The sequence below is a fragment of the Candidatus Schekmanbacteria bacterium genome (assembly GCA_003695725.1).
Classification (GTDB): Bacteria; Schekmanbacteria; GWA2-38-11; order GWA2-38-11; family J061; genus J061.
In genome coordinates this window covers 1-15,301 of record RFHX01000100.1, presented here as the reverse complement: position 1 = coordinate 15,301, position 15,301 = coordinate 1, and the positions used below count along the sequence as shown (strand labels likewise).

14 protein-coding genes are annotated in these 15,301 nt (G+C 38.3%); 9 read left to right on the top strand and 5 right to left on the bottom strand.

Annotation, left to right across the window (positions count from 1 at the left end):
* From D6734_04100 to D6734_04090, 3 genes are all read right to left on the bottom strand, one after another.
* The coding region (locus tag D6734_04100; protein RMF96227.1) for a TIGR00730 family Rossman fold protein at positions 1–558 on the bottom strand (558 nt) is incomplete at its 3' end.
* A 212-nt stretch (positions 559–770) separates the two neighbouring features.
* Entirely contained in the window at positions 771–1,229 is a 459-nt protein-coding gene (locus D6734_04095) for a hypothetical protein (GenBank protein ID RMF96226.1), read from the bottom strand.
* A 30-nt stretch (positions 1,230–1,259) separates the two neighbouring features.
* A complete protein-coding gene (locus tag D6734_04090; GenBank protein ID RMF96225.1) occupies positions 1,260–1,508 on the bottom strand; it encodes a hypothetical protein in 249 nt (82 codons plus the stop codon).
* A gap of 204 nt (positions 1,509–1,712) precedes the next feature.
* On the opposite strand from D6734_04090, the gene pilM reads away from it, so the two are divergent.
* The 9 genes from pilM (at position 1,713) to D6734_04045 (ending at position 13,555) form a co-directional block, all read left to right on the top strand.
* Positions 1,713–2,768: a type IV pilus assembly protein PilM gene (pilM, locus tag D6734_04085; GenBank protein ID RMF96224.1), complete on the top strand. Its 1,056-nt coding sequence runs from the start codon at positions 1,713–1,715 to the stop codon at positions 2,766–2,768.
* On the top strand, positions 2,765–3,352 hold the full coding sequence (locus D6734_04080; protein RMF96223.1) for a hypothetical protein: 588 nt from the start codon (positions 2,765–2,767) through the stop codon (positions 3,350–3,352). Before pilM ends, D6734_04080 begins: the two co-directional genes overlap by 4 nt.
* A gap of 14 nt (positions 3,353–3,366) precedes the next feature.
* Positions 3,367–3,936: a hypothetical protein gene (locus D6734_04075; GenBank protein RMF96222.1), complete on the top strand. Its 570-nt coding sequence runs from the start codon at positions 3,367–3,369 to the stop codon at positions 3,934–3,936.
* 3 nt (positions 3,937–3,939) lie between these two features.
* On the top strand, positions 3,940–4,512 hold the full coding sequence (locus D6734_04070; GenBank protein RMF96221.1) for a hypothetical protein: 573 nt from the start codon (positions 3,940–3,942) through the stop codon (positions 4,510–4,512).
* 61 nt (positions 4,513–4,573) lie between these two features.
* Positions 4,574–6,508: a type IV pilus secretin family protein gene (locus D6734_04065; GenBank protein RMF96220.1), complete on the top strand. Its 1,935-nt coding sequence runs from the start codon at positions 4,574–4,576 to the stop codon at positions 6,506–6,508.
* A 35-nt stretch (positions 6,509–6,543) separates the two neighbouring features.
* A complete protein-coding gene (locus tag D6734_04060; GenBank protein ID RMF96219.1) occupies positions 6,544–7,182 on the top strand; it encodes a hypothetical protein in 639 nt (212 codons plus the stop codon).
* Positions 7,183–7,242: 60 nt separating this feature from the next.
* Positions 7,243–11,676, top strand: coding sequence for a hypothetical protein (locus D6734_04055; GenBank protein ID RMF96218.1), 4,434 nt, complete (start codon positions 7,243–7,245; stop codon positions 11,674–11,676).
* Positions 11,677–11,798: 122 nt separating this feature from the next.
* A complete protein-coding gene (locus tag D6734_04050) occupies positions 11,799–12,995 on the top strand; it encodes a chorismate synthase (GenBank protein ID RMF96217.1) in 1,197 nt (398 codons plus the stop codon).
* A gap of 8 nt (positions 12,996–13,003) precedes the next feature.
* Positions 13,004–13,555, top strand: a complete 552-nt coding sequence (locus D6734_04045) for a DUF4124 domain-containing protein (GenBank protein ID RMF96216.1) — start codon at positions 13,004–13,006, stop codon at positions 13,553–13,555.
* A 44-nt stretch (positions 13,556–13,599) separates the two neighbouring features.
* Here D6734_04045 and D6734_04040 read toward each other — a convergent pair whose 3' ends face one another.
* Complete coding sequence (locus tag D6734_04040) at positions 13,600–14,679, bottom strand: aminopeptidase P family protein (GenBank protein ID RMF96215.1); 1,080 nt, start codon at positions 14,677–14,679, stop codon at positions 13,600–13,602.
* Between the two features lie 7 nt (positions 14,680–14,686).
* Entirely contained in the window at positions 14,687–15,142 is a 456-nt protein-coding gene (gene aroQ / locus D6734_04035; protein RMF96214.1) for a type II 3-dehydroquinate dehydratase, read from the bottom strand.
* Positions 15,143–15,301 lie beyond the last annotated feature (159 nt).

Below are 15,301 nucleotides of genomic sequence, written 5' to 3'. Positions count from 1 at the left end.
TCTTTCTTCGATAGTTCCTTCACGAAGCATACTGTTTTTTATCCATCTGAAAAGGCCTGACCAGAATTTTTTCCCCATAAAAATTACAGGAAAATTTGATATTTTGCCTGTTTGTATTAAAGTTAGAGCTTCGAAGGCTTCATCAAGAGTGCCAAAGCCTCCCGGGAATATAATATATCCTATTGCATACTTTGCGAACATTACTTTTCTGGCAAAAAAGTGGTCAAAATCCAATTTCATCTCAGAGTATTTATTTGGAATTTGTTCGAAAGGAAGATTTATATTGAGCCCTACAGACATTCCCTTCCCCTTTTTGGCTCCTTTGTTGCCTGCTTCCATTATTCCGGGACCTCCGCCTGTAATTATTGAAAATCCTTCCTTCGATAGATATTCTGTAACCGTAACTGCAAGCTTATAATATTTGCTTCCCCTTTTTATTCTAGCGCCTCCAAAGACTGATACTGCTGGTCCAATCTTTGAAAGCTTTTCAAAGCCTTCAACAAATTCTCCCATAATCTTAAATACCATCCATAGGTCATTTGTCCTTACTTCCTGCATTTTCTATTCTCCTTTAAAGTTTAAGTGAATTTGACAATTAGATAATCGTCAAAGAGAAAAAAAAATTTGTAAAAAAGTTTTTAATTAATCAAGTCAAAAATTTAAAATATCGCAGTTCCTATTGCAGAGGTATCTTTTCTGCCAACAATGGAGAATGAATTCGTTTATTGATAAACACAATATTTGGAGAAGAAATAATTTTCCAAGATGAATCAATTCAATGGGGCTGTGATTCCAACAACCAGAGAATAATCAGGAGTTTCCTTTGTTAATCCAAAACGCATACCGGTATCAATCTGCAAGCCCTTGATATGAAACTGAAATCCTCCTAATAAAAAAAGAGGGTCTTCATTTTTTCCCCTATAGTCGGCTTCTCCAACAATTTCAGAAACTAAGTGAATCTTTTGACTTATACGATATTCAGCACCAAATGAATAGAAAAGATGGTCAACTCCTTCTTTGATGAAAGAATAACCGAGATTCAGATCAAATCTCATTTTTTCTGTATGCTTTTCAGACAGGAATTTTATTTCATATCCTGTATGCCCCTCTCCAAGCCCTTTTTCATCATCACCAGAAGGAGTAATCAAATTGAAGAGAAAGCCTGTTGATGGAATCGATGAAGATTCATCTGTAAAAAGATATTTTGTCAAGATTTCAATATCTGTCAATCCGTTATGCTCATTTAGTGAACTGTGTAGTTAAAAGGTAATGTTGACATCCATTTCTATCCTGTTGTGAATGCCTATTATTAATGTATTTTCATTAGTCCATATTTTGTCTTTCCCACCAAGGTCTTCAGTAATAGAGCCGATTTCCAATTCGAATTTTCCCTTCTCTGGAAGTTCTAAATCTTCCGTTATTAGAGGACGCTCTGCCGATGCAGTTGAAAATGCAAGAAATAGAAATGAAAATAAGGTGAAAGGAAAAAAAAATTTTAAAAACTTCATTTCCTTTAATCCTGTTCAAAAAAGGTGCACCTTATAATGCAAAGGGTTTCTTTTTTCAAGATTTGTCCGTTAAAGGAGAAGCTTAAATCATAAAAAGAAGTAAATTTATAGTGTCTTTTTTAACAATTTGTGCTTTAAAGTGGCTTGACACACTTTATTTAGAGACAATATAATCATAAAGATATAACGAAATGTAGGGGGGTTATGCTTTATATTTCTAAAAACCTTGTAGGTATCGATTTTGGCTCGAGCTCCATCAAAGCCTTTAAACTCAAAGATACAAGCAAGGGGGTTATTCTTGAAAAGTTCGCTTTTAGGCCTCTGATTGCAGATGCAATTGTCGATGGTGCCGTGATGGATGCAATTTCTGTGCAGGAGACACTCAAAGACCTTGTCTCCGAAATGAAGATAAAAAATCTCAACGCTTCCACCGCTGTATCAGGACATTCAGTAATTGTTAAGAATATCACAGTAAATACAATGTCCAAAGAAGAGTTGAGAGAATCGATATATGTTGAGGCAGAGCAGTATATTCCCTTTGATGTTGAAGAAGTCTACATCGATTTTCATATTGTAGGTCCTGATGAAAAAGATGAATCATTGATGAATGTTCTGCTTGTTGCCGCAAAGAAAGACCAAGTTGATGAATATTCAAATATCTTGACAAATTGCAGTTTGAAACCGGTCCTTGTTGATATCGATTCATTTGCAATTGAAAACTGTTATGAATTAAATTACGAAGATGACCCTGATAAGATTGTTGCATTGGTGAATCTTGGGGCTTCAAAAATCAACATTAGCATTTTGAGAAATCGTGTCCCTGTTTTTGTAAGAGACATAAATCTTGGCGGAAAGAATTATACAGAAGCAATTCAGAAGGAGCTTCAAATAGATTATGAGGAAGCCGAACGATTGAAAACCAATATTGACGCAGGAGGAGAAAGAGCAGATGAAATCAAAGCAATAATCGATGGTGTTTCCGAAGAAGTCTGTCAGGAGGTTATTCGCTCAATGGATTTTTTCAGGAATACATCAGGGTTAGGGGAGGTTAATAAAATTTACCTTAGCGGCGGTTGTGCAAAGATACAAGGAATTGACGAATTTTTGAATAATCGTTCACAAATTGAAGTTGAAATTATGAATCCCTTCAAAAATGTAAAGATTTCAAAAAATGTTGATATTACTGCTTTAAGCCAGATAACTCCTCTTTCTGCTGTGGGAATAGGCCTTGCAATGAGAAAAGTGGGAGACAACCAATGATTAAGATAAATCTTCTCCCTATTGAAGATGAGCTTAAACAGGCAAAGGCAACACAAGAGGTCATTGTTTATTTTGCCGCTGTACTAATTACTATTTTGGCGCTTTTCCTGCACAATTCATCTCTGAGTTCTGAACTTAGCAGTGTCCGAAAAGAAATAAATGAAATTAACAATAAGATAAACTCGATGAAGGAAGTTGAAAATCTTCACAAGACAATTCAACAGAAAAAAGCCCAGATTGCCGCTAAACTTGCCGCAGTTAAAAAGGTTACAGAATCTCAAGTGACTTATGTAAGACATCTCGATGAAATGCAGAATATTATACCTAAAGGGGTATGGCTTAATTCTTTGAGTTTTACAGGCAGCACTGCAGTGTTTGAATGTAAATCGTCTTCATATTATGAAATATCAGAATTTTACAATCGCCTGAAAAATTCAGATTTCTTTATTGTTGAGAATTTTCCTTCAATTATAGAGGGCTCACCTGAAGGAGGGATACCAGTTTATAAGTTTAAAATAACTTCAGCGCTTCAAAACTTGAAGATAGAAACAGCACAAGCAAAAAGGGACAATAAAAAAGGTTAAATAAGGGATAAGAAATGGCTCTCGAATTGAAACTTGATTTTATGTACACAATGCCAAAATGGCAGAAGTATGCAATTCTTGGAGGCACCATCTTGGCAATACTTGTTCTCTATTATTTCTATTTTTACAGCTCTACAAGTGAATCCCTTGCAAGGTCAATCAAGGAAAAAGAGGATTTAAGTACAAAGCTCGAAACATTGATTAGAATGAAAGGGGAAATCGAAAAGTTCAAAGCAGAAGAGAAGATGCTTCTGAAACAATATGAAATACAAGCAGAAATTCTTCCTCCTTCAAGTGAATTGCCAAGTCTTTTAAATTCGGTTGTTGATCTTGGAAAGTCCTTTAAAGTTGATTTGAAATCCTTTACGCCGGGTATTCTGACAAAGGGGCCCTATTATAATGAAATGAAAATAGCGTTAAACATACAGGGGACATACAAGAATGTGACGCTTTTTCTCGATAATATTAGAAGAATGAAGAGAATCGTAAATTTGGAAAACTTATCTCTTTCGGAGCCGAAAGCAACGCCTGAAGGAATGTTGCTTAAAGGGAGTTTGAGCTTGAAAATCTTTTCAAGGCCTTAGCAGATGATATTTAAGAGAAAGAATATGCGAAACGCAACGATTATAGGAATGGTGCTGTTTTTGCTCTTTTCTATTGGCACTGTTGACCTTTTTTCTGAAGAGAAAGCTTCAACAAAAGTACCTTCTGCAAACAAAGTAGCGGCAGAAGATTTAGCCCGAAAGAATGCCCAAATAATATTGGAAGCGCAAAAAAAACGATTATCCTATGTCTATAATCCTGAAGGGAAAAGAGACCCTTTCAAACCTCCATACCTCGAGAAAAAGAAAAAAGTTGTCGTTACAGAGGAAGGCACTGTTTATTTAGAGGGGATTCAGCAGTATCAGATTAATTCCTTTAAACTGACTGGTATTATCACAAAGAAGGACAAGAGTGTTGCAATGGTAAAAGCGCCAGACGGCAGAATGTATATTATCGAGAAAAACTCTAAAATTGGCCCTTCCGGTATAGTCAAAGAGATTAGGCCTTCGGAAGTAATAATAGAGAATGAAATAACGATAAAACAGGGAGACGAATCAGGAAATATAATAACAAAAAAGGAAAAGAAGGAAGTTATATTAAAACTGAAAAGTTCTTAAAAATAGAGAATTGCAGTTTTTTTATTCATAGCTTCCAATTGAAAATGGGGGTTTAATAAAGATGATTTTTTATAAAAATGGCAGGATTAAAATAAAGCATTTTTTAGTTTTTTTCTTGATTATGAGTTTATTGGGATGTGCCTCCACAGTGAAAAAGTCCCAAGAAGCAGTTAAGGAATCGGAAACAGCAGAGCAGATTCCGGAAAAGGTCATCATTGAGAAGGTTAGCTATTTCAACACTTCTAAATCTACGACTATCATATTCAAAACATCTAATAGGGTTGATTACACTTCATACAATCTTTCGGCGCCGGATAGGATTGTCGTGGAATTCAATAATGCAATACTTTCTCCTGCGGCAGAAGAAGCATTACCAGTAAACAGGGGTGTTGTAACAGGGGTAACCCTGAACGAAGGGAGTGGAGATGAAGCAAAAGTGACTGCTGAAATTGAGCTTGTTGAAAAAGCGGAAGCCGAGATCGAAAGGGGCGATACAGAATTGAAGGTTACAGTTAAAAATCCTGTTATTGAAGAAGCGGTTGCAGAGAAAGAAGTAGCTGAAAGTGGTGAGGAAGAAAAAGCGAAAGACATAGATGCCATAAAAAAAGCCCTTGAAGAAGATTTAACAAAAAAGAATAAGGTGCTCTCGACTGAGCTTGCAAGAGATGAGAGCGATTATGAGTTTGGAGAAAAAAAATTTACAGGTGAGCCCATATCTCTTGACCTTCAAAATGCAGATGTTGAAGATGTTATCCGTCTTATTGCTGAAATAAGTGGGATGAACTTTGTTATCGAGGAAGGTGTTAGAGGAAAGGTAAATTTGAAGCTCGATAAAATTCCATGGGATCAAGCCCTCGACCTGATTCTTAAGATAAATACTCCTCAATTAGTACTGATAAAAGAGCAGGGAATCTATAGGATAATGACTCTTTCAAAGAGCAAACAGATTAGGAAGGAAAAGGCAGAGGAGGCGCAGGCAAGAAAAGAAGAAAAAGAGGCGCGGGAAGCTGTGTTGCCTCTTGTTACAAAAACGATTCGTTTAAGCTATGCAAAAGCTGAAGAAATCGAGCCCCTTGTAAAGAAATTTATGTCGAGCCGCGTCAAAACTGATGCCCTCTTAACAGTTGACGACAGAACCAATTCATTGATTATAAAAGATATTGTTCCAACAGTTGAGCAAATAGAAAAGGTTATAGCTCAGCTCGATAAACCTACCCCTGAAGTTGAGATTATGGCAAAGATTGTTGAAATCGAGGAAGGTTATGACCGCGCCCTTGGGATTCAATGGGGAGCAGACCTTACAAAGAGTCCTGCAACAGGAAATGCAACAGGGCTTCAATTTCCAAGCAATATAAAACTTTCAGGCACAGTTGCTGATGCAAATAACCCCTCCCTTTCAGGAAGAGATTTCTTGGTTAATCTTCCTGTGGCTGATAAGAATACGGGGATTGGATTGATTCTTGGCAATGTTGACAATACCTTTAATCTCGATGTGCAATTGTCTGCACTTGAAAAAGAGAATAGGGTGCGACTTCTTAATAATCCTAAACTTCTTGTAGTTGACAATGAAACAGCTAAGATTCAGGTAGGAGACCAGCTTCCGCAGGTTACAATCGATGAACAGGGAAAACAGAGTATAGAGTGGAAGGATGTGGGTATTATCCTTGAAGTTACTCCCCAAATTACTGCCGATGGTTCAATATTTATGGAGATAAGTTTGGAAAAATCAAGACAAGGGGGTAATGTTCAGTTAACTACAGGCACACATTATTCGATAGTAAAGACTGAGTCGGAAACAAAGGTTTTGATAAAAAGCGGAGAAACAGCGGTGATTGGAGGACTGACAGAAAAGAGCGATGACTCATCGAGAAGCGGAACGCCCTTTTTATCGAAGATACCAATATTGGGCTCCTTGTTTAAGAATAAAGTAAGCAACAAGAGCAGTAAAGAGATACTTATTTTTATAACACCTCGAATTCTTGAACAGTATATGTAAGCAAAAATGGTTACTATAAAATGAGGACTTGAACAATGAAGAATAAAAATTTTGTCATACCTCTAATCTTTTTATTTTTTTTCTTTATCTCTGTATTTCCGCTTTCTTCTTATGGCAAGGGCGTGCTCACATATATAACTGTTGTGAGCATTTCTGCAGAAGATGAGGGAAGCAATGATGAGACAAATGTGGATATATTTAGAACCCTCGATTGTGATGGCGATGACACCACAGTTGACCCTGAACCATTCTCAGACCTTAAAGCAACCATAACACTGGATAATTCCGGTCATCCAAACTATGAAGACGACCCTGTCTGGGATCCAACAAATCATGATGTCGTTCTTACAAGTTATAAGGTAAAGTTTAGAAGGACAAGCAAAAGATTTCCAAGGATCAAATCCTTTACCAGAAATATAGCAGCAACGCTTCCAAAGGATAAGGAAACAGATATAACTATTACTGTCCTCCCAAAAAGCTACAAGCGTAAATTGGCAAGAAAATATATTCTCAAATTTGGTGAAGATCCTAGCGATAACAGTGTGGAGCCCCGTTTCCTCGATTACAATGTAAAAATAAAAATTAAAGGGCATGAAAAAACTTTTGGTGGCAACAAGGTAAAGGCGAAAACAGGGTTAACAATGACGCTTACACAGGTCGATAATTGTGAATAGTTTTTTGATAAAAAAATAACATTTTCCTGCTAATTAAAACTAATTGCCGGAGGTGTAATAATGGGGGCAAAATCTATATGTAGGTGGAAAAAAGCGTCTTTTTTTTTCCTAACCTTACTTTTTTTTCTTTTTATTTCCGCTTCAACTTCGAGCGCCAATCTGAAGTCGGATGTGCGAAAGGGTAAATCCTTTAGAAAAGCAAGAAAGGTTGTATCAACCCTCTCCTTCAAATCCAAAGCAACAAATATACCATCAGACGGCTCAACAGGTGCGGTACTTGTAGCCACAGTCAAGAATAAAAAAGGCAAACCTGTTAAAGGCGTAAAGATAAGATTTAAGATTAAAGTCGGAGAAGGAGAGCTTTCCCCATTTGTAGCAAAGACAGGCATTGATGGCAAAGCAAAGACTACTGTAACGAGCACAAAGGCGGGAAACTTGTGGGTACTTGCAAAAACAAAAAATATAAAACCTTCAAGAAAAAAGATAATAAAAATAACTGTAACAGAAGAGACATCAGTAAATATATCATTGATTGCAAATAAGACTACAATTGCCGCAGACGGTACAAGTACAGCCGTTTTTACTGCAGAACTCAAAAATAGTGACAATAATCCTGTTGCAGGAGCAGTGGTAAAGTTTAAAACAGATAAAGGATCGATTGACGCTTCTGCAATTACAAATCAAAGCGGTGTTGCATCAGCAGTACTAACAAGTGAAAAGGATTACATCGGCACGATAACTGTGACTGCAGTCTATGGCACCAATACTACTGCCACTGCAACGATAGAATCTGTCGAGGCAAGCCAAAAGACTTCTCTTTCTATTGCTGCAGATAAGACATCGATTTCAGCAGACGGCACAAGTAAGGCAATAATTAGCGCTCAGCTAAAAAATGAAAACAACAATCCTATTGTTGGCGCAACAATAAAATTCAAAACGGAAAAAGGAGTAATTACGGAATCATCAACCACAGATTCATGGGGAATAGCAAAAGCCACTCTTATAAGTGAAAATTACAATGGTGATGTAGTCGTTACAGCAAGCTATAACAATGAAGAATTGACTGCTTCAATTACTATAAAGTTTGTTGCGGCAGGTGTTCTAAATCTTGCAATTTCTGCTTCACCTACAAACATAACAGCAGACGGCACTGAATCATCGCTGATTCAACTGAAAGTTACCAATTCAACAGGCAATCCCGTTGCGGGACAGAAGGTAACTTTTCGCAATGCTCTTGACAAGGATAATGATGGTGAAATTTCTGCTGGGGACACATTGGATTACGCTACTCTTTCGAAAACATCAGGCACAACAGACAGCAACGGTGTTATTACGACAACTCTTTCGTCAGTGCTCACAGGAACAATAGTCGTAGAGGCTGATGCCAATGGTTCAATCGAAAATGTAACAGTCGATGCTGTAGCGGCAGGTGAGGTTAAGAGTGTGGTGCTTACATCTGCAAGTGACTCAATCCTTGTCAAAACAGGGTCAACAACAATTACAGCAACATTTACAAATATAACATCAGGCAATGCTGTATTTGCTGCATCATTGGGGACATTATCTTCAAATGTAGCTTCTATAGATGGAAGCGGAATTGCAACTGTAACTTTAAGTGCAGGAGATTTGACAGGTGTTTCTACGGTAAAGGTAAGTTATTATGATACTGCGACAAAGAAAAAGATTGAGGATACAATCAATGTAACAATTACTTCTGATACGCCTGCACAGATTTCGGTAAAGGCAACGCCTGACAATATTGCAAAAGGGTCGGGAGAATCTACGATTACAGCTTTTGTGCAGGATGCTGATGGCAATCCTGTTGCCAATATTCCTGTGGGTTTTGTCATTGTCAATTCTCCGGGTGGCGATGAACATTTGGAGCCCGAGGGCACTCTGATTTATACAGATGCAAATGGAATTGCCACAGTGAAATTTTTTGCTGGAGAACTTACAACCCCAATTTTCAATGGTGTCAAAATAGATGCTTATGTGGCAGAAAATCCGTCTATAAAGTCATCGACATTCTTAACCATTTCGGGCGAGCCATACCATGTGGCGCTTGTTTTCAATGATTACCTGACACCTCTTATTTTAAATGGTGACGGCACATTGAGTTGTCCTATTGCCGCGTTAGTTACAGATATTCACGGCAATCCTGTAGCTGACGGCACATTGGTTTCTTTTGGAGTTGCAACTACTCAGATTGTAGCGCTTGAATCCGACATCGGATTCGATGTAAATGGAGACAACGATACATTAGACAGTGTGTTGATTTCATCTGAAGACGTAAATGGGAATGGGAACCTTGATACAGGAGAAGACCTCAATGGCAACAGAATAATAGATATAGTGGAAGATATAAATGGCAACGGTGTCCTCGATACGGCAGAGGATACCAATAATAATGGAGTATTGGATCCGGGAGAGGATACAAACAACAACGGTATTCTTGACATAAATGAAGATGTCAATGGGAATGGCAAATTGGATGTCAATATCTCGGCTGATGCCATTGCCACTAAGTCAGCAACTACTGTAAATGGAGTTGCTACGGGAGAGCTTCGTTATGGTGTGAATTTTGTCGAAAGATTTCAGGTTCGACTGACTGCTGAGAGTGGAGGTGTAACGGACCAGGACGGTCAATATTTAGTCCTTCCTGCAAGAGACCCTAATACGGGATTTAATGTGACAAAACAATCGAAATTCATTACCAATATAAATATAGATACCACGAATCTTTCTGCGCCTTCAAACCTTGCAGGCACAGCCGTAAGTTCGAGCCAGATAGACCTTACATGGGATGACAACAGCACAAATGAAACTGCTTTTAGCATTGAAAGAAAAACAGGGAAATTTGGTACTTTTGAAGAAATTGCAACCGTTGTGTCCAATACTGTCTCCTATTCTGATACAGGACTTGAAGCAAATACTCCATACTATTATCGAGTGAGGGCTTTGGACCAGAGCACCAATACATTTTCAGCATTTTCACAGGAGATAAGTGTAACAACTCTCAATGAAGTTCCAGATGCGCCAACTAATCTTGAAGCGACTGCAATTTCAACGAATCAGATAAATCTTACATGGAATGATTGGAGTACAAATGAATCAGTTTTTGCCATTTTCCGCTCGACAGATGTTTCAGCCATTACTACAGAAATCGCTACCGTTGGAAAAAACATTGAGAGCTATTCTGACAACACTGTTACGAAAAATACCACCTACTATTACCAAGTTGTGGCAAGAAACAGCGCAGGAGATTCAAGTCGTACTAACATTGCAAGCGCCACTACGCCCGACACGAAACCGGTTGCTCCTACAGGATTAGCGGCTACAGTAAGCTTGTCATCAGGTGTTGAGATTACCCTGACATGGAACGACAATAGCGATAATGAAGTAGGATTTGTGATTGAAAGGGCTAAATTGGGAAGCACTTATACAGAGATTGCCTCTGTGGGCGCTGATGTATCAACTTATACTGATAATGATTCTGCGCTTGTGCCGGGAATTGTATATTATTACAGAGTTAGAGCTTTTGGCAGAGGTGCGCTTGATAACGGAGATGTAAATTCCTATTCAGATTATTCAGAAGAGATTTCAGTTGACACCTTAGTGGAGACGCAGACTCCAAATGCACCTACAAATCTTGCTGCTACATCATCTGCAAGCACACAGGTTGACCTCACTTGGGATGACAACAGCATAAATGAAACGGCATTTGCAATCTTCCGGGCAACAAACAGCACAGGGCCCTTTACAGAAATAGATACTACTAGCGCAAATGCTACATCTTATAGTGACACATCGGCATCTGCTGATACAACCTATTACTATAAGGTTGTAGCAAGAAATGCAGCAGGAGATTCATCAGCCACATCGGTCGTTTCCGTGACAACGCTCGATGTCCAACCCGAAGCGCCATCGGGGTTAGCGGCTGCGACAGTGCTGGCAAATCGCTTAGAGATTGTTTTGACTTGGACAGACAACAGCAGTAATGAAGTGGGATTCTCAATCGAGATAGCAGAAGAGGGAACAGATGGAATCGGAAGCTATTCTGTAATCTATACAACAGAAGCCAACGCTACGACATACACGGATGATGATCCTGACCTTACACCGGGAAAAATTTACTATTATAGAATCAGAGCATTTTCAAAGGGTCCTATCTATTCAGTTTATTCAGAAGAGGTTTCTGTGCCGACGCTTTCTGTCAATGCTCCAACAAATCTCAATGTGACAACAGCAACAACAGCCGGTGTTGATATTAGCTGGACAGACAATAGCGGTAATGAAACAGGATTTGCAATAGAGATGAAATCAACTTCAAACGGCACCTTTACTGAAATTGCAATAGTACCGGCCAATACAACAAGCATAAGCGATTTCAATACAGGCCTTACTTCTGGAAAAACATATGTCTTCAGAGTAAGGGCATTCAGTGGCGGCGCTTATTCCGACTATACAAAAGAAGTTGCCGCAACAGCACAGTAAAAAAACTAATGATTTATGGGCTCTCATTTTAGTTGAGAGCCCTTTTTTTATTCAAAAATTTGAAGGATTGAGTTATTCTATTTTCATAAAATTTGTTAACATAAATTTTAGGAAAAGAGGGAATGCTTAGATATCTTACTGCCGGAGAATCCCACGGGAAACTTATCAATGCAATTCTTGAAGGTGTCCCTTCAGGCCTTAAAGTTACAGGAGAGGAAATAAACAATGAGCTTCGCCGCCGTCAGCAGGGTTACGGACGAGGCGGCAGAATGAAGATTGAGCGCGATGAAGTAGAGATTACAGCAGGTGTTAGATTCGGTATTACAACAGGTGCTCCCCTTTCGATGATAATCAGAAACAGGGATTGGGAAAACTGGAAGAGTAGAATGTCAATCCTTCCAAGAAGAGAAAAAGAGCCGCCTCTTACTCTTCCAAGGCCCGGCCATGCAGACCTTGCAGGAGGGCTAAAATATCTTGAAAAGGATATGCGCAACATACTTGAACGCTCGAGTGCACGGGAAACGGCTTGCAGGGTGGCAGTTGGTACAGTTGCGAGAAAACTTCTCAAGTGTTTCGATATTAGAATCATTAGCACAGTGCTTCAAATTGGCAATGTTAGAGCCGAGAATATTCCTACCAATCCTGCAGAAGTGTACAGGAAATCTGAAAAATCCGATGTGCGATGTGCAGACAGCAAAGCAGCAGAAAAGATGCGCAGTGCAATCGATGAAGCCAAGAAGAATGGGGATTCTTTGGGAGGTGTTTTTCAGATAATAGTGACGAATCCACCTCCCGGACTTGGAAATTCATTCCAATGGGATAAAAAGCTCGATGCTCGCCTTGCCTTCGCGCTTATGAGTATTCAGGCCATAAAAGGAGTTGAAATTGGAGCCGGATTTAAATGCGCAGAGCTTCCCGGTTCAAAGGTCCATGATGAAATTTTTTATAGAAAACCCCGTTCTTCATCATTGAGGGGAAGAAAAACAGGCGGTTTTTACAGGCGCACCAATAATGCAGGAGGAATAGAGGGAGGCATAAGTAATGGTGAAAACATAATAGTCAATGCAGTAATGAAGCCGATACCTACACTTGTCAAATCGCTTCGTTCAGTTGATTTGGAAACTGCCAAGACGGCGCGTGCAGCAGTTGAGCGTTCCGATGTTTGTGCTGTACCTGCCGCATCAGTGGTTGGTGAGGCAGTCGTTGCCTATGAAATTGCCAATGCCTTTTTGGAGAAATTTGGCGGAGATAGTTTGACTGAAATAAAAAAGAATTTTAAATTATATATAGAGGCAGTAAATAGGTATATGCAGAAATAGAGGTGATAATGTTGAGAAATGTAACTATTTTTCTTGTGGCTTTAATTTTTGTGCTTTTGCCGGTAGGCAGAAGTCATAGTGCCACAATTTATAAATACACCGATGAAAACGGCGTCATTCATATCGTCGATTCGCCTGAAAAGATTCCACCAAGTCTTGAGGAAAAGGTGGAAAAGACAAAAATAAGCTCAAAGCCGAAGGAAGAAGAAAAGGATTATAAAAGTGTATTTGATGAAGAGATAGAAAAGAGCGCTGAAGAAGCAGAAGCAGAGAAAAAAAAGAAAGAAGAAGAAATAAAGGAGTGGGATGAAAAGAAGAATAAGCTGTTAGCTGAACTTTCGGAAGCTGAAGAAAAGGTAAAGAGAGCAGAAGCCTTCAGATTGAGAACGGTTTCATCTTATTCAAGAAAAAATTATACAAACGCTGACCGAAAAATGGCGCAGAAACAACTTGAAGTTGCAAAAGAGAATTATGAAAAGGTAAAACAAAGATGGGAAGAATTTAAAGAATCTGCAAGGACTGATGCTCCCTATGAGTGGTGGAGAGAAAACTTTTTTTGATTTTTCTATATAGGCATATTTTTTTTCCCATCCATTGAACGATTTTAAATTTCAAAAATCTTTGGAATATCTTTTGTCAATATTTGAGGTTTTCCTTTCTTTATCAAAATCATATCTTCTATTCTGACACCGAATTTTTTTGGAAAATAAAGCCCCGGTTCAATTGTGAAAACCATACCTTCCCCTATTCTTTCCTTCATCCCTCGTGAGAGGACAGGTTTTTCGTGAACATCAAGCCCTACACCATGGCCAAGGCCATGACCAAAAAATTCTCCAACATTCTGTTTTTCAAAAAAATCTCTTGCCGCTTTGTCTATAGCGCCTGTTGTTTTACCTTCTTCTATTTTTTCAAATGCCAGAGCTTGCGCTTCATATACGAGCTTATAAATTCTTTTTTCTTTTTCCCCTGCCTTTCCGACACAAAAAGTGCGAGTAATATCAGAATTATATCCTTTATAAATGCAGCCGAAATCGACTGTTACAATGTTGCCCTTTTTAATTTTTTTTCTGCTTGCTACGCCATGTGGCATTGAGGAGCGATACCCTGATGCCACTATAAAATCAAAAGCTCCTTTTTCTGCGCCAAAGCGCCTCATTTGAAATTCAAGCTCAAGAGCAATATCTCTTTCTTCTACTCCTTCTTTGATAAGAGGAAGGATTTCTTTTAGTGCCTTGGCTGAAATCTTTATTGCCTCTTTAATCAATTTGACTTCTTCATTGTCTTTGAAGCAGCGAAGACTTTCTATTAATCCCTTGGAATGCGTCAACTTAATTGGTTTTAAGTCTTTTTTTAATCTCTTGAACAAATCAATCTGCATATGTTCAGCTTCGATTGCAAGTTCATCAATTTTATTTTTTTTACATATATCAAGAATGACGGAATTTGCGTTTCTGTATTCTATTATTTCTGATGCTTTAACCTGTTTTTTTGCCTGGGTTGTGTATCTGAAATCGGTGAGAAAGTAAGATTTTTTCGATGATACGATAATCATCGCAGAAGTGCCTGTAAAACCTGATAGATAGCGTATATTGTTTAGATTTGTCACAAGAAGAGCGGGAATATTTTTTTCCTTTAAAATGTGTTGGAGTTTTGAGAGTCGTGCGACAGAGAAAGTATCAGTCACTTTTTTATTATTTCTTTTGCTTGCTGTTAGTTTTTAGGAAATCTATTCCTGCCATCAGGGCAAAAACATAGCTCTTTGTGCCAAATCCTGAAATAGTTCCTATGGCAATATCTGAAATCAGAGATTTTCTTCTGAATTCTTCCCGTGCATAGATATTTGAAATATGAACTTCGATAATTGGCGTATTTGCTGCAATCAGAGCATCCCTTAAGCTTACCGATGTATGTGTAAGCCCGCCGGGATTTATAATAATGAGATCAACCTTTTTGTAAAGCCGCTGTATAAGGTCTATGATTTCACCTTCATAGTTGGATTGAAAAAATTTGATTGATACATTGGCTTTTTTTGCCACAGTCTCAAGGCTTTTATTGACTGATGTAAGAGTGGTTTTCCCATAGATTTCTGGTTCTCTTACACCAAGCATATTTAGGTTGGGGCCATGTATTACAAGCACAGTTGGCATATAGGTATTCTCCTTAAAATATTTTATTATATTACCAAATATCTCTTTTTTCTGTCAAACTTTGCAAAAAATGGTAATGTCAATTTTTTTTATATTTACTATCAACAAATTCACTATTTTATCAATCACTGCAAGTGTGAAATCTTTCCCGCTTTTCCC